Consider the following 15,750-nt stretch of genomic DNA (forward strand, 5'->3'; position numbering starts at 1 on the left):
ATGCTGCATACTCTACATCGCTCACCGTGGCTGACTGACTTCTCCTCCCTGCTGCGTCTTGTTGGCGCAGACGATGAGCTTTTATTGCTTCAGGACGGCGTGACTGCAGCCATAGAAGGCAGCCGTTTCCTTGAAACGCTGCAAAATGCCTCCATTAAGGTTTATGTACTGGAAGAAGACATTAAGGCTCGCGGGTTGGGTGGTCAAATTTCAGACAGTGTCGTCAGGGTTAGCTATACTGACTTCGTCAGACTTACGGTGAAGCATCCCAACCAGATTGCCTGGTAATTGCGGGATCGTTGTATATTTCTTGACACCTTTTCGACACCGACCTAAAATTCTGCGTCCTCATATTGTATGAGGTCGTTTTATTACGTGTTTACGAAGCAAAAGCTAAAACCAGGAGCTATTTAATGGCAACAGTTAACCAGCTGGTACGCAAACCACGCGCACGCAAAGTTGCAAAGAGCAACGTGCCTGCGCTGGAAGCCTGCCCGCAGAAACGTGGTGTATGTACCCGTGTATATACCACCACTCCTAAAAAACCAAACTCCGCACTGCGTAAAGTATGCCGTGTGCGTTTGACTAACGGTTTTGAAGTGACTTCCTACATCGGTGGTGAAGGTCACAACCTGCAGGAACACTCCGTGATCCTGATCCGTGGCGGTCGTGTAAAAGACCTTCCGGGTGTTCGTTACCACACCGTTCGTGGTGCGCTTGACTGCTCCGGCGTTAAAGACCGTAAGCAATCACGTTCCAAGTATGGCGTGAAACGTCCTAAGGCTTAATGGTTCTCCGTTAAGTAAGGCCAAACGTTTTATATTAATGTCAAACTAAACTCTTAGAGTTTTGGACAATCCTGAATTAACAACGGAGTATTCCCATGCCACGTCGTCGCGTCATTGGTCAGCGTAAAATTCTGCCGGATCCTAAGTTCGGATCAGAGCTGCTGGCTAAATTTGTAAACATCCTGATGGTAGATGGTAAAAAATCTACTGCAGAAACCATCGTATACAGCGCCCTGGAGACCCTGGCTCAGCGCTCTGGTAAAGATGGCCTGGAAGCCTTTGAAGTAGCCCTCGAAAACGTGCGCCCGACTGTCGAAGTTAAGTCTCGCCGCGTTGGTGGTTCTACTTATCAGGTACCAGTTGAAGTCCGTCCGGTTCGTCGTAATGCTCTGGCAATGCGTTGGATCGTTGAAGCTGCTCGTAAACGCGGTGATAAATCCATGGCTCTGCGCCTGGCGAACGAACTTTCTGATGCTGCAGAAAACAAAGGTACTGCAGTTAAGAAACGTGAAGACGTTCACCGTATGGCAGAAGCCAACAAGGCGTTCGCACACTACCGTTGGTAATCCCTTCGGAGTAATAGTCACCAGGCGGGCGCTTCCTGTAAGCAGCCCGCTTTGGGCTACTTAAATTGAACGCCTAAAAGATAAACGAGGAATCAAATGGCTCGTACAACACCCATCGCGCGCTACCGTAACATCGGTATCAGTGCGCACATCGACGCCGGTAAAACCACTACTACCGAACGTATTCTGTTCTACACCGGTGTAAACCATAAAATCGGTGAAGTTCATGACGGCGCAGCCACCATGGACTGGATGGAACAGGAGCAGGAGCGTGGTATTACTATCACCTCCGCAGCGACTACTGCATTCTGGTCTGGTATGGCCAAGCAGTATGAACCGCATCGCGTAAACATCATCGACACCCCGGGGCACGTTGACTTCACAATCGAAGTAGAACGTTCCATGCGTGTGCTTGATGGTGCAGTAATGGTTTACTGCGCAGTTGGTGGTGTTCAGCCGCAGTCTGAAACCGTATGGCGTCAGGCTAACAAATATAAAGTTCCACGCATTGCGTTCGTTAACAAAATGGACCGTATGGGTGCGAACTTCCTGAAAGTTGTTGGTCAGATCAAAACCCGTCTGGGCGCGAACCCTGTTCCGCTGCAGTTGGCTATTGGTGCTGAAGAACATTTCACCGGTGTTGTTGACCTGGTGAAAATGAAAGCCATCAACTGGAACGAAGAAGACGCAGGCGTAACCTTCACTTATGAAGATATTCCGGCAGACATGCAGGAACTGGCTGAAGAATGGCACCAGAACCTGATCGAGTCCGCTGCAGAAGCTTCAGAAGAGCTGATGGAGAAATACCTCGGTGGTGAAGAACTGACTGAAGAAGAGATCAAGACTGCTCTGCGTCAGCGCGTTCTGAACAACGAAATCATCCTGGTAACCTGTGGTTCTGCGTTCAAGAACAAAGGTGTTCAGGCGATGCTGGATGCGGTAATTGATTACCTGCCATCCCCAATCGACGTACCTGCGATCAACGGTATTCTGGACGACGGTAAAGATACTCCGGCTGAGCGTCACGCTAGCGATGAAGAGCCGTTTGCTGCTCTGGCATTCAAAATCGCTACCGACCCGTTCGTGGGTAACCTGACCTTCTTCCGCGTGTACTCTGGCGTGGTTAACTCCGGTGATACTGTTTACAACCCAGTGAAATCGGCTCGTGAACGTTTTGGTCGTATCGTACAGATGCACGCCAACAAGCGTGAAGAGATCAAAGAAGTTCGCGCGGGCGATATCGCGGCTGCGATCGGTCTGAAAGATGTGACAACTGGTGACACCATTTGTGATCCAGACCACGTGATCATTCTGGAGCGTATGGAATTCCCTGAGCCGGTAATCTCCATCGCGGTAGAACCGAAAACCAAAGCTGACCAGGAAAAAATGGGTCTGGCTCTGGGCCGTCTGGCTAAAGAAGACCCGTCTTTCCGCGTATGGACTGACGAAGAATCTAACCAGACCATTATCGCCGGTATGGGTGAGCTGCACCTCGACATCATCGTTGACCGCATGAAGCGTGAATTCAACGTTGAAGCGAACGTCGGTAAACCTCAGGTTGCTTACCGTGAAGCGATTCGCGCGAAAGTTACCGATATCGAAGGTAAACACGCTAAGCAGTCTGGTGGTCGCGGTCAGTACGGTCATGTTGTTATCGACATGTACCCGCTGGAGCCGGGTTCAAACCCGAAAGGCTACGAGTTCATCAACGACATCAAAGGTGGTGTAATTCCTGGCGAATACATCCCGGCCGTTGATAAAGGCATCCAGGAACAGCTGAAATCTGGCCCGCTGGCTGGCTATCCGGTTGTTGATCTGGGCGTGCGTCTGCACTTCGGTTCTTACCATGACGTTGACTCCTCTGAGCTGGCGTTTAAACTGGCTGCTTCTATCGCCTTCAAAGATGGCTTTAAGAAAGCGAAACCTGTTCTGCTTGAGCCGATCATGAAGGTTGAAGTAGAAACGCCGGAAGAGAACACTGGTGACGTCATCGGTGACCTTAGCCGTCGTCGTGGTCAGTTGAAAGGTCAGGAATCTAACGCTACTGGTGTTCAGATTCATGCTGAAGTTCCGCTGTCTGAAATGTTCGGATATGCAACTCAGCTGCGTTCTCTGACCAAAGGTCGTGCATCTTACTCTATGGAATTCCTGAAGTATGATGATGCGCCGAACAACGTTGCTCAGGCCGTAATCGAAGCCCGCGGTAAATAAGCCGCAGGTTAAAAACCAAAATCCCGTGCTCTCTCTATAAGGGGAGAGCACTATAGTAAGGAATATAGCCGTGTCTAAAGAAAAATTTGAACGTACAAAACCGCACGTTAACGTCGGCACCATCGGCCACGTTGACCACGGTAAAACTACTCTGACCGCTGCAATCACCACCGTACTGGCTAAAACCTACGGCGGTTCTGCTCGTGCATTCGATCAGATCGATAACGCACCGGAAGAAAAAGCACGTGGTATCACCATCAACACTTCTCACGTTGAATATGACACCCCGTCTCGCCACTACGCACACGTAGACTGCCCGGGCCACGCCGACTATGTTAAAAACATGATCACCGGTGCTGCGCAGATGGACGGCGCGATCCTGGTTGTTGCTGCGACTGACGGCCCGATGCCGCAGACTCGTGAGCACATCCTGCTGGGTCGTCAGGTTGGCGTTCCGTACATCATCGTGTTCCTGAACAAATGCGACATGGTTGATGACGAAGAGCTGCTGGAACTGGTAGAAATGGAAGTTCGTGAACTTCTGTCTCAGTACGATTTCCCGGGCGACGATACTCCGATCGTTCGTGGTTCTGCTCTGAAAGCGCTGGAAGGCGAAGCTGAGTGGGAAGCTAAAATCGTTGAACTGGCTGGCTACCTGGATTCTTACATCCCGGAACCAGAGCGTGCGATTGACAAGCCGTTCCTGCTGCCTATCGAAGACGTATTCTCCATCTCCGGCCGTGGTACTGTTGTTACCGGTCGTGTAGAGCGCGGTATCGTTAAAGTTGGCGAAGAAGTTGAAATCGTTGGTATCAAAGAGACTGCTAAGTCTACCTGTACTGGCGTTGAAATGTTCCGCAAACTGCTGGACGAAGGCCGTGCTGGTGAGAACGTTGGTGTTCTGCTGCGTGGTATCAAACGTGAAGAAATCGAACGTGGTCAGGTACTGGCTAAGCCGGGCTCTATCAAGCCGCACACCAAGTTCGAATCTGAAGTTTATATCCTGTCCAAAGACGAAGGCGGCCGTCATACTCCGTTCTTCAAAGGCTACCGTCCGCAGTTCTACTTCCGTACTACTGACGTGACGGGTACCATCGAACTGCCGGAAGGCGTAGAGATGGTAATGCCGGGCGACAACATCAAAATGGTTGTTACCCTGATCCACCCGATCGCGATGGACGACGGTCTGCGTTTCGCAATCCGTGAAGGCGGCCGTACTGTTGGTGCGGGCGTTGTTGCTAAAGTTCTGAGCTAATTACTCGTTAATTAGTTTTGAATTGAAAAGGGCGCTTAGGCGCCCTTTTTGCTGCCTGATATTTGACACCTGTAATATTTATTCGCATTTTTCGCAAGCCGCGTCGGCATACAAACAGTATTGTGCTATTGTAATCATAACTATTCTCATTTACACTTTGCGCATAAATTGAACGGGAGCGATCATGTACGTTTGTTTGTGTAATGCGATAAGTGATAAAAAAATTCGTCAGGCTGTTCGCCAGTTTCATCCGCAATCTTTTCAACAATTACGAAAATTTATTCCTGTTGGAAATCAATGTGGTAAATGCATTCGCGCTGCGCGTGAAGTGATGCAAGATGAATTAACACAAATGCCAGAATTTAAAGAGATCGCCTAAGTCACACTCTTTTTTTTGACATCCCTGTAGCCCCATCTACGCTCTAAGAGTGGAAGCGGAGGGACTATAAAATGAAAGGTGATGTTAAAATCATAAGTTATCTCAATAAACTATTGGGAAATGAGCTTGTCGCGATCAACCAGTATTTTCTTCATGCCCGAATGTTTAAAAACTGGGGGCTGACTCGGCTCAATGATGTTGAGTACCATGAATCTATTGATGAGATGAAACACGCCGATAAATACATCGAGCGTATTTTGTTTTTAGAAGGGCTCCCAAATTTACAGGACTTGGGTAAGTTGGGGATTGGCGAAGACGTTGAGGAGATGCTTCAGTCAGATCTTCGACTTGAGCTGGATGGCGCAAAAGATTTACGTGAAGCCATTGCCTATGCCGATAGCGTTCATGACTATGTCAGTCGGGATATGATGATAGAGATCCTCACCGACGAAGAAGGGCATATCGACTGGCTCGAAACGGAGCTGGATCTGATTGGAAAACTGGGATTGCAAAATTACCTGCAGTCGCAAATTAAAGTCAGTGACTAAAAGCCCCGTACCAGATTTACCCCGCCAATAATAAAACCCGCAGCCGCCAGATAGGGTCCAAAAGGCAGCGGGTTTTTTAGTCCTTTTTTTCCGTATCTTACATAATCAGCTCCCATCATGCAGCACGCTAAACAAGCCGCAAGGAAGACCAATAGTGGTAATGATTCCCACCGATGCCAGGCACCCAATGCGGCGAGGAATTTTACATCACCATAGCCTAATCCCTCATACCGCCGCACCAGGCGATAGCTCCAGTAGATCAGCGAAAATGCGCTATAGCCTGCTATGGCTCCCCAAAGTGCGTCGGATAACAGTGCCGGTTTACAGCACTGGTAGTAAATAAGACCGCACCAGAGCAGAGGGCAGGTCAACTTGTCGGGTAATAACCCGGTACGTAAATCCTGGGCCCAAAGTAGCCCGCATAATGAAATGTAGAAAAACAGAAAGGGGAGGTCGGCGTACATGCGCGAATCCTTTGTGGAAATAGATGCCACCTTCAAGAAATCGTGCTGACCATACAAGGCTTGATTGCTCATTCTGTTGGCTTCCTTCCGGAGAAATTACGATGAACAAAAACCTCTGCATTCAGAGCGGAATCGGGCTCGCATTACTGGTTGAGTGATTAATATCTACACGGCACTTGCGTAAGGCTGAGATTTACGTATAATGCGCGGGCTTGTCTAATATTGACAGCGGTTCGATATGAGCCACCGGTACTGCGAAAGCGATACCAGACAATGTTCCCAATCGGGGAACTCTGTAAGAACGGTTACACTCTCCCATCAATCGTAATGGGTTTGAGGAGTAACTATTTCGTCTATAAAATAATTGGAGCTCTGGTCTCATGCAGAACCAAAGAATCCGTATCCGTTTGAAAGCGTTTGATCATCGTCTGATCGATCAATCAACCGCGGAAATCGTCGAGACTGCCAAGCGCACTGGTGCGCAGGTTCGTGGTCCGATCCCGCTGCCGACCCGCAAAGAGCGCTTTACCGTTCTGATCTCTCCGCACGTTAACAAAGACGCGCGTGATCAGTACGAAATTCGCACTCACAAGCGTCTGGTTGACATCGTTGAGCCAACTGAAAAAACCGTTGATGCTCTGATGCGTCTGGACCTGGCTGCCGGTGTAGACGTGCAGATCAGCCTGGGTTAATCAGGTCATCGAGCGATTGAGAGGTTGATACAATGATTGGTTTAGTCGGTAAAAAAGTGGGTATGACCCGCATCTTCACTGAAGATGGCGTATCTATCCCAGTAACCGTTATCGAAGTTGAAGCAAACCGCGTTACTCAGATCAAAGATCTGGCTAACGATGGCTATCGCGCTGTTCAGGTTACCACTGGTGCTAAAAAAGCTAACCGTGTAACCAAGCCGGAAGCTGGTCACTTTGCTAAAGCTGGCGTAGAAGCTGGCCGCGGCCTGTGGGAGTTCCGTCTGGCAGATGGTGAAGAATACACCGTTGGTCAGAACATTAGCGTTGAACTGTTTGCTGACGTTAAAAAAGTTGACGTAACCGGTACCTCTAAAGGTAAAGGTTTCGCTGGTACCGTTAAGCGCTGGAACTTCCGTACCCAGGACGCGACTCACGGTAACTCCTTGTCTCACCGCGTTCCGGGTTCTATCGGTCAGAACCAGACTCCGGGCAAAGTGTTCAAAGGCAAGAAAATGGCAGGTCAGATGGGTAACGAGCGTGTCACCGTTCAGAGCCTTGACGTAGTACGCGTTGACGCTGAGCGCAACCTGCTGCTGGTTAAAGGTGGTGTTCCGGGTGCGACCGGTTGCGACCTGATCGTTAAACCAGCTGTGAAGGCGTAAGGGGATAGCAATGGAATTAGTATTGAAAGACGCGCAGAGCGCGCTGACTGTTTCCGAAACTACCTTCGGTCGTGATTTCAACGAAGCGCTGGTTCACCAGGTTGTTGTTGCTTATGCAGCTGGTGCTCGTCAGGGTACTCGTGCTCAGAAGACTCGTGCTGAAGTAACTGGTTCAGGCAAAAAGCCGTGGCGCCAGAAAGGTACCGGCCGTGCGCGTTCAGGTTCTATCAAGAGCCCGATCTGGCGTTCCGGTGGCGTAACCTTCGCTGCTCGCCCGCAGGACCACAGTCAAAAAGTTAACAAAAAGATGTACCGCGGCGCGCTGAAAAGCATTCTGTCCGAACTGGTACGTCAGGATCGTCTGATCGTTGTCGAATCATTCTCTGTAGAAGCGCCTAAAACTAAGCTGCTGGCACAGAAACTGAAAGACATGGCTCTGGAAGATGTGCTGATCATCACCGGTGAGCTGGACGAAAACCTGTTCCTGGCTGCGCGCAACCTGCACAAGGTTGACGTACGCGATGCAACTGGTATCGACCCGGTTAGCCTGATCGCCTTCGACAAAGTCGTAATGACTGCTGATGCTGTTAAGCAAGTTGAGGAGATGCTGGCATGATTCGTGAAGAACGTTTGCTGAAGGTGCTGCGCGCACCGCACGTTTCTGAAAAAGCGTCTGCTGCGATGGAAAAAACCAATACCATCGTTCTCAAAGTTGCTAAAGACGCGACCAAAGCAGAAATCAAAGCTGCTGTGCAGAAACTGTTTGAAGTCGAAGTCGAAGTCGTTAACACCCTGGTTGTTAAAGGGAAAGTTAAACGTCACGGACAGCGTATCGGTCGTCGTAGCGACTGGAAAAAAGCTTACGTCACCCTGAAGGAAGGCCAGAATCTGGACTTCGTCGGCGGCGCTGAGTAAGTCGGAGGAGTAATACAATGGCAGTTGTTAAATGTAAACCGACATCTCCGGGTCGTCGCCACGTTGTTAAAGTGGTCAACCCAGAGCTGCACAAGGGCAAACCTTTTGCTCCGCTGGTTGAAAAAAACAGCAAATCCGGTGGTCGTAACAACAATGGCCGTATCACCACTCGTCACATCGGTGGTGGTCACAAGCAGGCTTATCGTATCGTTGACTTCAAACGCAACAAAGACGGTATCCCGGCAATTGTTGAACGTCTTGAGTACGATCCGAACCGTTCCGCGAACATCGCGCTGGTTCTGTACAAAGACGGCGAACGTCGTTACATCCTGGCCCCTAAAGGCCTGAAAGCTGGCGACCAGGTTCAATCTGGCGTTGATGCTGCAATCAAAGCAGGTAACACCCTGCCGATGCGCAATATCCCGGTTGGTTCTACCGTTCATAACGTAGAAATGAAACCAGGTAAAGGCGGTCAGCTGGCACGTTCCGCTGGTACTTACGTTCAGATCGTTGCTCGTGATGGTGCTTATGTCACCCTGCGTCTGCGTTCTGGTGAAATGCGTAAAGTCGAAGCAGACTGCCGTGCAACTCTGGGCGAAGTTGGCAATGCTGAGCATATGCTGCGCGTTCTGGGTAAAGCAGGTGCTGCACGCTGGCGTGGTGTTCGTCCTACCGTTCGCGGTACTGCGATGAACCCAGTCGATCACCCACATGGTGGTGGTGAAGGTCGTAACTTTGGTAAGCACCCGGTAACTCCGTGGGGCGTTCAGACCAAAGGTAAGAAGACCCGCAGCAACAAGCGTACTGATAAATTCATCGTACGTCGCCGTAGCAAATAATTTTAGAGGATAAGCCATGCCACGTTCTCTCAAGAAAGGTCCTTTTATTGACCTGCACTTGCTGAAGAAGGTAGAGAAAGCGGTGGAAAGCGGAGACAAGAAGCCCCTGCGCACTTGGTCCCGTCGTTCAACGATCTTTCCTAACATGATCGGTTTGACCATCGCTGTCCATAATGGTCGTCAGCACGTTCCGGTATTTGTTTCCGACGAAATGGTCGGTCACAAACTGGGTGAATTCGCACCGACTCGTACTTATCGCGGCCATGCTGCTGATAAAAAAGCGAAGAAGAAATAAGGTAGGAGGAAGAGATGGAAACTTTAGCTCAACATCGCCATGCTCGTTCTTCTGCTCAGAAGGTTCGCCTTGTTGCAGACCTGATTCGCGGTAAGAAAGTGTCGCAGGCTCTGGATATTCTGACCTACACCAATAAGAAAGCGGCTGTACTGGTTAAGAAAGTCCTGGAATCTGCCATTGCTAACGCTGAACACAACGATGGCGCTGACATTGACGATCTGAAAGTTACGAAAATTTTCGTAGACGAAGGCCCTAGCATGAAGCGCATTATGCCGCGTGCAAAAGGTCGTGCAGATCGCATCCTGAAGCGCACCAGCCACATTACTGTGGTTGTGTCCGATCGCTGAGACTCTGGAGACTAGCAATGGGTCAGAAAGTACATCCTAATGGTATTCGCCTGGGTATTGTAAAACCATGGAACTCAACCTGGTTTGCGAACACCAAAGAATTCGCTGACAACCTGGACAGCGATTTTAAAGTACGTCAGTACCTGACTAAGGAACTGGCTAAAGCGTCTGTATCTCGTATCGTTATCGAGCGTCCGGCTAAGAGCATCCGTGTGACCATTCACACCGCTCGCCCGGGTATCGTTATCGGTAAGAAAGGCGAAGACGTAGAAAAACTGCGCAAAGTCGTAGCTGATATTGCTGGCGTTCCTGCCCAGATCAATATCGCCGAAGTGCGTAAGCCTGAACTGGACGCAAAATTAGTTGCTGACAGCATCACTTCTCAGCTGGAACGTCGTGTTATGTTCCGTCGTGCTATGAAGCGTGCTGTACAGAACGCAATGCGTCTGGGCGCTAAAGGTATTAAAGTTGAAGTTAGCGGCCGTCTGGGCGGCGCGGAAATCGCACGTACCGAATGGTACCGCGAAGGTCGCGTACCGCTGCACACTCTGCGTGCTGACATCGACTACAACACCTCTGAAGCGCACACCACTTACGGTGTAATCGGCGTTAAGGTATGGATCTTCAAAGGCGAGATCCTGGGTGGTATGGCTGCTGTTGAACAACCGGAACCGGCTGCTCAACCTAAAAAGCAGCAGCGTAAAGGCCGTAAATAAGGAGCGTCGCTGATGTTACAACCAAAGCGTACAAAATTCCGTAAAATGCACAAAGGCCGTAACCGCGGTCTGGCGCAGGGTACGGATGTTAGCTTCGGCAGCTTCGGTCTGAAAGCTGTTGGCCGTGGTCGTCTGACTGCCCGTCAGATCGAAGCAGCACGTCGTGCTATGACCCGTGCAGTTAAGCGTCAAGGTAAGATCTGGATCCGTGTATTCCCGGACAAACCGATCACTGAAAAGCCGCTGGCAGTGCGTATGGGTAAAGGTAAAGGTAACGTGGAGTATTGGGTTGCCTTGATTCAGCCGGGTAAAGTCCTGTATGAAATGGACGGTGTACCGGAAGAGCTGGCCCGTGAAGCATTCAAGCTGGCAGCAGCGAAACTGCCGATTAAAACCACCTTTGTAACTAAGACGGTGATGTAATGAAAGCAAAAGAGCTGCGTGAGAAGAGTGTTGAAGAGCTGAACACCGAGCTGCTGAATCTGCTGCGTGAGCAGTTCAACCTGCGTATGCAGGCTGCAAGTGGCCAGCTGCAACAGTCTCACCTGTTGAAGCAAGTGCGTCGTGATGTCGCACGCGTTAAGACTTTACTGACTGAGAAGGCGGGTGCGTAATGACCGATAAAATCCGTACTCTGCAAGGTCGCGTTGTTAGCGACAAAATGGAGAAATCCATTGTTGTTGCTATCGAACGTTTTGTGAAACACCCGATCTACGGTAAATTCATCAAGCGTACGACCAAACTGCACGTACATGACGAGAACAACGAATGCGGTACTGGTGACGTGGTTGAAATCCGCGAATGCCGTCCGCTGTCCAAGACTAAGTCCTGGACGCTGGTTCGCGTTGTAGAGAAAGCTATTCTGTAATAGAGTATGCATTCTCAACGAATAAACGGCTCAGCGATGAGCCGTTTATTTTTTCTACCCATATCGTTGAAGCGGTGTTATAATGCCGCGCCCCCGATATGGGGCTTTTTAACGACCTGATTTTCGGGTCTCAGTAGTAGTTGACATTAGCGGAGCACTAAAATGATCCAAGAACAGACTATGCTGAACGTCGCCGACAACTCCGGTGCACGTCGCGTAATGTGTATCAAGGTTCTGGGTGGCTCGCACCGTCGCTACGCAGGCGTAGGCGACATCATCAAGATCACCATCAAGGAAGCAATTCCGCGTGGTAAGGTCAAAAAAGGTGATGTGCTGAAGGCGGTAGTGGTGCGCACCAAGAAGGGTGTTCGTCGCCCGGACGGTTCTGTCATTCGCTTCGATGGTAATGCATGCGTTATTTTAAACAATAACAGTGAGCAACCTATCGGTACGCGTATTTTTGGGCCGGTAACTCGTGAACTTCGTAACGAGAAGTTCATGAAAATTATCTCTCTGGCACCAGAAGTACTCTAAGGAGCGAATCATGGCAGCGAAGATCCGTCGTGATGACGAAGTTATCGTGTTAACCGGTAAAGATAAAGGTAAACGCGGTAAAGTAAAAAATGTCCTGTCTTCCGGCAAGGTCATTGTTGAAGGTATCAACCTGGTTAAGAAACATCAGAAGCCGGTTCCGGCCCTGAACCAACCAGGCGGCATTGTAGAGAAAGAAGCAGCTATTCAGATCTCTAACCTTGCTATCTTCAACGCGGCAACCGGCAAGGCTGACCGTGTAGGCTTTAGATTCGAAGATGGCAAAAAAGTCCGTTTCTTCAAGTCTAACAGCGAAACTATCAAGTAATTTGGAGTAGTACGATGGCGAAACTGCATGATTACTACAAAGACGAAGTAGTCGCTAAACTCATGACTGAGTTTAACTACAATTCTGTCATGCAAGTCCCTCGGGTCGAGAAGATCACCCTGAACATGGGTGTTGGTGAAGCGATCGCTGACAAGAAACTGCTGGATAACGCAGCAGCTGATCTGACAGCAATCTCCGGTCAAAAGCCGTTGATCACCAAAGCACGCAAATCTGTTGCAGGCTTCAAAATCCGTCAGGGCTATCCGATCGGCTGTAAAGTAACTCTGCGTGGCGAACGCATGTGGGAGTTCTTTGAGCGCCTGATCACTATTGCTGTTCCACGTATCCGTGACTTCCGTGGCTTGTCCGCTAAGTCTTTCGACGGTCGTGGTAACTACAGCATGGGTGTCCGTGAGCAGATCATCTTCCCAGAAATCGACTACGATAAAGTCGACCGCGTGCGTGGTTTGGATATTACCATTACCACTACTGCGAAATCTGATGAAGAAGGCCGTGCTCTGCTGGCTGCCTTTGACTTCCCGTTCCGCAAGTAAGGTAGGGTTACTGAATGGCTAAGCAATCAATGAAAGCACGCGAAGTAAAGCGCGTAGCTTTAGCTGATAAGTACTTCGCAAAACGCGCTGAACTGAAGGCTATTATCTCTGATGTGAACGCGACCGACGAAGATCGTTGGAACGCAGTTCTGAAGCTGCAGTCTCTGCCGCGTGATTCCAGCCCGTCTCGTCAGCGTAACCGCTGCCGTCAAACAGGTCGTCCGCATGGCTATGTGGGCAAGTTCGGGTTGAGCCGTATTAAGCTTCGTGAAGCCGCTATGCGCGGTGAAGTACCGGGCTTGAAAAAGGCTAGCTGGTAATTACCAATTGAATCACGGGAGTAAAGACAGATGAGCATGCAAGATCCGATCGCGGATATGCTGACCCGTATCCGTAACGGTCAGGCCGCGAATAAAGCTGCGGTCACCATGCCTTCCTCCAAGCTGAAAGTGGCAATTGCCAACGTGCTGAAGGAAGAAGGTTTTATTGAAGATTTTAAAGTTGAAGGCGACACCAAGCCGGAACTGGAACTTACTCTTAAGTATTTCCAGGGTAAAGCTGTTGTAGAAAGCATTCAGCGTGTCAGTCGCCCAGGTCTGCGCATTTATAAGCGTAAAGACGAGCTGCCAAAAGTTATGGCTGGCATGGGTATCGCAGTTGTTTCTACCTCTAAAGGTGTTATGACTGATCGTGCAGCGCGCCAAGCTGGTCTTGGTGGCGAAATTATCTGCTACGTAGCCTAATCGGAGGAAAAAATGTCTCGTGTTGCTAAAGCACCGGTCGTTATTCCTGCCGGCGTTGATGTAAAAATCAGCGGTCAGGTTATTACGATCAAAGGTAAGAACGGCGAGCTGACTCGTACTCTCAACGATGCTGTTGAAGTTAATCATGCAGATAATGCACTGACCTTCGGTCCGCGTGATGGTTACGTAGATGGTTGGGCTCAGGCTGGTACCGCGCGTGCCCTGCTGAACTCAATGGTTGTCGGTGTTACCGAAGGCTTCACTAAGAAGCTGCAGCTGGTTGGTGTAGGTTACCGCGCAGCGGTCAAAGGGAATGTAGTAAACCTGGCTTTAGGTTTCTCTCATCCTGTTGATCATGAGCTGCCGGCAGGTATTACTGCAGAATGTCCGACCCAGACTGAAATCGTGCTGAAAGGCGCTGATAAACAGCTGATCGGTCAGGTTGCAGCAGATCTGCGCGCCTACCGTCGTCCTGAGCCATATAAAGGCAAGGGTGTTCGTTACGCCGACGAAGTCGTGCGTACCAAAGAGGCTAAGAAGAAGTAAGGTAACACTATGGATAAGAAATCTGCTCGTATCCGTCGTGCGACCCGCGCACGCCGCAAGCTCCAGGAGCTGGGTGCAACTCGCCTGGTGGTACATCGTACCCCGCGTCATATTTACGCACAGGTAATTGCACCGAACGGTTCTGAAGTTCTGGTAGCTGCTTCTACTGTAGAAAAAGCTATCGCTGAACAATTGAAGTACACCGGTAACAAAGACGCTGCTGCAGCTGTAGGTAAAGCTGTTGCTGAACGCGCTCTGGAAAAAGGCATCAAAGATGTATCCTTTGACCGTTCCGGGTTCCAATATCATGGTCGTGTCCAGGCACTGGCAGATGCTGCCCGTGAAGCTGGCCTTCAGTTCTAAGGTAGAGGTGTAAGATGGCTCACATCGAAAAACAAGCTGGCGAACTGCAGGAAAAGCTGATCGCGGTTAACCGCGTATCTAAAACCGTTAAAGGTGGTCGTATTTTCTCCTTCACAGCTCTGACTGTAGTTGGCGATGGTAACGGTCGCGTTGGTTTTGGTTACGGTAAAGCGCGTGAAGTTCCAGCAGCGATCCAGAAAGCGATGGAAAAAGCCCGTCGCAATATGATTAACGTCGCGCTGAACCACGGCACCCTGCAGCACCCGGTTAAGGGTACTCACACGGGTTCTCGTGTCTTCATGCAGCCGGCTTCCGAAGGTACCGGTATCATCGCCGGTGGTGCAATGCGCGCCGTTCTGGAAGTCGCTGGAGTTCGTAACGTTCTGGCTAAAGCGTATGGTTCCACCAACCCGATTAACGTGGTTCGTGCAACTATCGATGGTTTGGAAAATATGAAATCTCCGGAAATGGTCGCTGCCAAGCGTGGTAAATCCGTTGAAGAAATTCTGGGGAAATAAACCATGGCAAAGACTATTAAAATTACTCAAACCCGCAGTGCAATCGGTCGTCTGCCGAAACACAAGGCAACGCTGCTTGGCCTGGGTCTGCGTCGTATTGGTCACACCGTAGAACGCGAGGATACTCCTGCTGTTCGTGGTATGGTCAACGCGGTTTCCTTCATGGTTAAAGTTGAGGAGTAAGAGATGCGTTTAAATACTCTGTCTCCGGCCGAAGGCTCTAAAAAAGCGGCTCGCCGCCTGGGTCGTGGTATCGGTTCTGGCCTCGGTAAAACCGGTGGTCGTGGTCACAAAGGTCAGAAGTCTCGTTCTGGCGGTGGCGTACGTCGCGGGTTCGAAGGTGGTCAGATGCCTCTGTACCGTCGTCTGCCGAAATTCGGCTTCACTTCACGTAAATCAGCGATCACAGCCGAAGTTCGTCTGTCTGACCTGGCTAAAGTTGAAGGCGGTGTTGTAGACCTGAATACGCTGAAAGCAGCAAACATTATCGGTATCCAGATCGAGTTCGCGAAAGTGATCCTGGCTGGTGAAGTCACTACTCCGGTAACTGTTCGTGGCCTGCGTGTTACTAAAGGCGCTCGTGCTGCTATCGAAGCTGCTGGCGGTAAAATCGAGGAATAAG

The 15,750-nt window shown here is 50.1% G+C and carries 29 protein-coding genes; 28 read left to right on the forward strand and 1 reads right to left on the reverse strand.

The genetic code is table 11. The features are described 5' to 3' along the window. The 7 genes from tusB to bfr all read left to right on the forward strand — a co-directional run bounded on the left by tusB (window position 1) and on the right by bfr (window position 5,747). On the forward strand, window positions 1-288 hold the full coding sequence (gene tusB, locus AC3ITF_RS01825) for a sulfurtransferase complex subunit TusB (protein WP_115257339.1): 288 nt from the start codon (window positions 1-3) through the stop codon (window positions 286-288). Between the two features lie 125 nt (window positions 289-413). Continuing rightward, complete coding sequence (gene rpsL, locus AC3ITF_RS01830; protein ID WP_003023654.1) at window positions 414-788, forward strand: 30S ribosomal protein S12; 375 nt, start codon at window positions 414-416, stop codon at window positions 786-788. A 95-nt stretch (window positions 789-883) separates the two neighbouring features. Further along, window positions 884-1,354 carry a 30S ribosomal protein S7 gene (gene rpsG / locus AC3ITF_RS01835; RefSeq protein ID WP_016154763.1) on the forward strand — a complete coding sequence of 157 codons (471 nt, stop codon included), beginning with the start codon at window positions 884-886 and terminating at the stop codon, window positions 1,352-1,354. 96 nt (window positions 1,355-1,450) lie between these two features. Then, a complete protein-coding gene (gene fusA, locus AC3ITF_RS01840; RefSeq protein WP_096759315.1) occupies window positions 1,451-3,565 on the forward strand; it encodes an elongation factor G in 2,115 nt (704 codons plus the stop codon). A gap of 70 nt (window positions 3,566-3,635) precedes the next feature. Next, window positions 3,636-4,820, forward strand: coding sequence for an elongation factor Tu (gene tuf / locus AC3ITF_RS01845; protein ID WP_096759316.1), 1,185 nt, complete (start codon window positions 3,636-3,638; stop codon window positions 4,818-4,820). A 184-nt stretch (window positions 4,821-5,004) separates the two neighbouring features. Next, the gene (gene bfd / locus AC3ITF_RS01850) at window positions 5,005-5,199 is read left to right on the forward strand and encodes a bacterioferritin-associated ferredoxin (protein ID WP_003031111.1); all 195 of its coding nucleotides are present in this window, start codon (window positions 5,005-5,007) and stop codon (window positions 5,197-5,199) included. Between the two features lie 71 nt (window positions 5,200-5,270). Beyond that, the gene (gene bfr / locus AC3ITF_RS01855; protein ID WP_115257340.1) at window positions 5,271-5,747 is read left to right on the forward strand and encodes a bacterioferritin; all 477 of its coding nucleotides are present in this window, start codon (window positions 5,271-5,273) and stop codon (window positions 5,745-5,747) included. Here bfr and AC3ITF_RS01860 read toward each other — a convergent pair. Next, a complete protein-coding gene (locus AC3ITF_RS01860; protein ID WP_181540894.1) occupies window positions 5,744-6,211 on the reverse strand; it encodes a prepilin peptidase in 468 nt (155 codons plus the stop codon). The genes bfr and AC3ITF_RS01860 overlap by 4 nt on opposite strands. A gap of 380 nt (window positions 6,212-6,591) precedes the next feature. Here AC3ITF_RS01860 and rpsJ point away from each other — a divergent pair, with 380 nt between their 5' ends. The 21 genes from rpsJ (at window position 6,592) to rplO (ending at window position 15,749) form a co-directional block, all read left to right on the forward strand. Next, window positions 6,592-6,903 (forward strand): 30S ribosomal protein S10, encoded by a 312-nt coding sequence (gene rpsJ, locus AC3ITF_RS01865; protein WP_001181005.1) that lies wholly within the window; start codon window positions 6,592-6,594, stop codon window positions 6,901-6,903. A gap of 32 nt (window positions 6,904-6,935) precedes the next feature. Then, complete coding sequence (gene rplC / locus AC3ITF_RS01870; protein ID WP_096759318.1) at window positions 6,936-7,565, forward strand: 50S ribosomal protein L3; 630 nt, start codon at window positions 6,936-6,938, stop codon at window positions 7,563-7,565. A 10-nt stretch (window positions 7,566-7,575) separates the two neighbouring features. Continuing rightward, window positions 7,576-8,181 carry a 50S ribosomal protein L4 gene (rplD, locus tag AC3ITF_RS01875; RefSeq protein ID WP_003031119.1) on the forward strand — a complete coding sequence of 202 codons (606 nt, stop codon included), beginning with the start codon at window positions 7,576-7,578 and terminating at the stop codon, window positions 8,179-8,181. Continuing rightward, window positions 8,178-8,480 carry a 50S ribosomal protein L23 gene (gene rplW / locus AC3ITF_RS01880; RefSeq protein WP_004868363.1) on the forward strand — a complete coding sequence of 101 codons (303 nt, stop codon included), beginning with the start codon at window positions 8,178-8,180 and terminating at the stop codon, window positions 8,478-8,480. The genes rplD and rplW overlap by 4 nt, the downstream gene beginning before the upstream one ends. A gap of 17 nt (window positions 8,481-8,497) precedes the next feature. Then, the gene (rplB, locus tag AC3ITF_RS01885; RefSeq protein WP_038634702.1) at window positions 8,498-9,319 is read left to right on the forward strand and encodes a 50S ribosomal protein L2; all 822 of its coding nucleotides are present in this window, start codon (window positions 8,498-8,500) and stop codon (window positions 9,317-9,319) included. Between the two features lie 16 nt (window positions 9,320-9,335). Beyond that, window positions 9,336-9,614, forward strand: a complete 279-nt coding sequence (gene rpsS, locus AC3ITF_RS01890; protein WP_001138115.1) for a 30S ribosomal protein S19 — start codon at window positions 9,336-9,338, stop codon at window positions 9,612-9,614. Between the two features lie 14 nt (window positions 9,615-9,628). Then, a complete protein-coding gene (gene rplV, locus AC3ITF_RS01895; protein WP_000448832.1) occupies window positions 9,629-9,961 on the forward strand; it encodes a 50S ribosomal protein L22 in 333 nt (110 codons plus the stop codon). A 17-nt stretch (window positions 9,962-9,978) separates the two neighbouring features. Beyond that, window positions 9,979-10,677: a 30S ribosomal protein S3 gene (gene rpsC, locus AC3ITF_RS01900; RefSeq protein WP_006817277.1), complete on the forward strand. Its 699-nt coding sequence runs from the start codon at window positions 9,979-9,981 to the stop codon at window positions 10,675-10,677. 12 nt (window positions 10,678-10,689) lie between these two features. After that, window positions 10,690-11,100 carry a 50S ribosomal protein L16 gene (gene rplP / locus AC3ITF_RS01905; protein ID WP_000941212.1) on the forward strand — a complete coding sequence of 137 codons (411 nt, stop codon included), beginning with the start codon at window positions 10,690-10,692 and terminating at the stop codon, window positions 11,098-11,100. Then, the gene (gene rpmC / locus AC3ITF_RS01910; RefSeq protein WP_000644742.1) at window positions 11,100-11,291 is read left to right on the forward strand and encodes a 50S ribosomal protein L29; all 192 of its coding nucleotides are present in this window, start codon (window positions 11,100-11,102) and stop codon (window positions 11,289-11,291) included. Before rplP ends, rpmC begins: the two co-directional genes overlap by 1 nt. After that, window positions 11,291-11,545, forward strand: a complete 255-nt coding sequence (gene rpsQ / locus AC3ITF_RS01915; protein WP_017460070.1) for a 30S ribosomal protein S17 — start codon at window positions 11,291-11,293, stop codon at window positions 11,543-11,545. The genes rpmC and rpsQ overlap by 1 nt, the downstream gene beginning before the upstream one ends. Before the next feature lie 162 nt (window positions 11,546-11,707). Then, a complete protein-coding gene (gene rplN, locus AC3ITF_RS01920) occupies window positions 11,708-12,079 on the forward strand; it encodes a 50S ribosomal protein L14 (protein ID WP_000613954.1) in 372 nt (123 codons plus the stop codon). 10 nt (window positions 12,080-12,089) lie between these two features. After that, on the forward strand, window positions 12,090-12,404 hold the full coding sequence (gene rplX, locus AC3ITF_RS01925) for a 50S ribosomal protein L24 (protein WP_003031122.1): 315 nt from the start codon (window positions 12,090-12,092) through the stop codon (window positions 12,402-12,404). A gap of 14 nt (window positions 12,405-12,418) precedes the next feature. After that, window positions 12,419-12,958 (forward strand): 50S ribosomal protein L5, encoded by a 540-nt coding sequence (rplE, locus tag AC3ITF_RS01930; protein WP_003031123.1) that lies wholly within the window; start codon window positions 12,419-12,421, stop codon window positions 12,956-12,958. A 14-nt stretch (window positions 12,959-12,972) separates the two neighbouring features. Continuing rightward, window positions 12,973-13,278 carry a 30S ribosomal protein S14 gene (gene rpsN / locus AC3ITF_RS01935; RefSeq protein ID WP_003031125.1) on the forward strand — a complete coding sequence of 102 codons (306 nt, stop codon included), beginning with the start codon at window positions 12,973-12,975 and terminating at the stop codon, window positions 13,276-13,278. 30 nt (window positions 13,279-13,308) lie between these two features. Continuing rightward, on the forward strand, window positions 13,309-13,701 hold the full coding sequence (gene rpsH / locus AC3ITF_RS01940) for a 30S ribosomal protein S8 (RefSeq protein ID WP_003031127.1): 393 nt from the start codon (window positions 13,309-13,311) through the stop codon (window positions 13,699-13,701). A gap of 12 nt (window positions 13,702-13,713) precedes the next feature. Beyond that, a complete protein-coding gene (gene rplF, locus AC3ITF_RS01945; protein ID WP_096759319.1) occupies window positions 13,714-14,247 on the forward strand; it encodes a 50S ribosomal protein L6 in 534 nt (177 codons plus the stop codon). Between the two features lie 9 nt (window positions 14,248-14,256). Beyond that, entirely contained in the window at window positions 14,257-14,610 is a 354-nt protein-coding gene (gene rplR / locus AC3ITF_RS01950; RefSeq protein ID WP_000358960.1) for a 50S ribosomal protein L18, read from the forward strand. A gap of 14 nt (window positions 14,611-14,624) precedes the next feature. Next, the gene (rpsE, locus tag AC3ITF_RS01955; protein ID WP_003031131.1) at window positions 14,625-15,128 is read left to right on the forward strand and encodes a 30S ribosomal protein S5; all 504 of its coding nucleotides are present in this window, start codon (window positions 14,625-14,627) and stop codon (window positions 15,126-15,128) included. Window positions 15,129-15,131: 3 nt separating this feature from the next. After that, entirely contained in the window at window positions 15,132-15,311 is a 180-nt protein-coding gene (gene rpmD, locus AC3ITF_RS01960; protein WP_001140434.1) for a 50S ribosomal protein L30, read from the forward strand. A gap of 3 nt (window positions 15,312-15,314) precedes the next feature. After that, window positions 15,315-15,749, forward strand: a complete 435-nt coding sequence (gene rplO / locus AC3ITF_RS01965) for a 50S ribosomal protein L15 (protein ID WP_096759320.1) — start codon at window positions 15,315-15,317, stop codon at window positions 15,747-15,749. Window position 15,750 lies beyond the last annotated feature (1 nt).

The sequence above is a fragment of the Citrobacter sp. KH_055_1 genome (genome assembly GCF_057838705.1).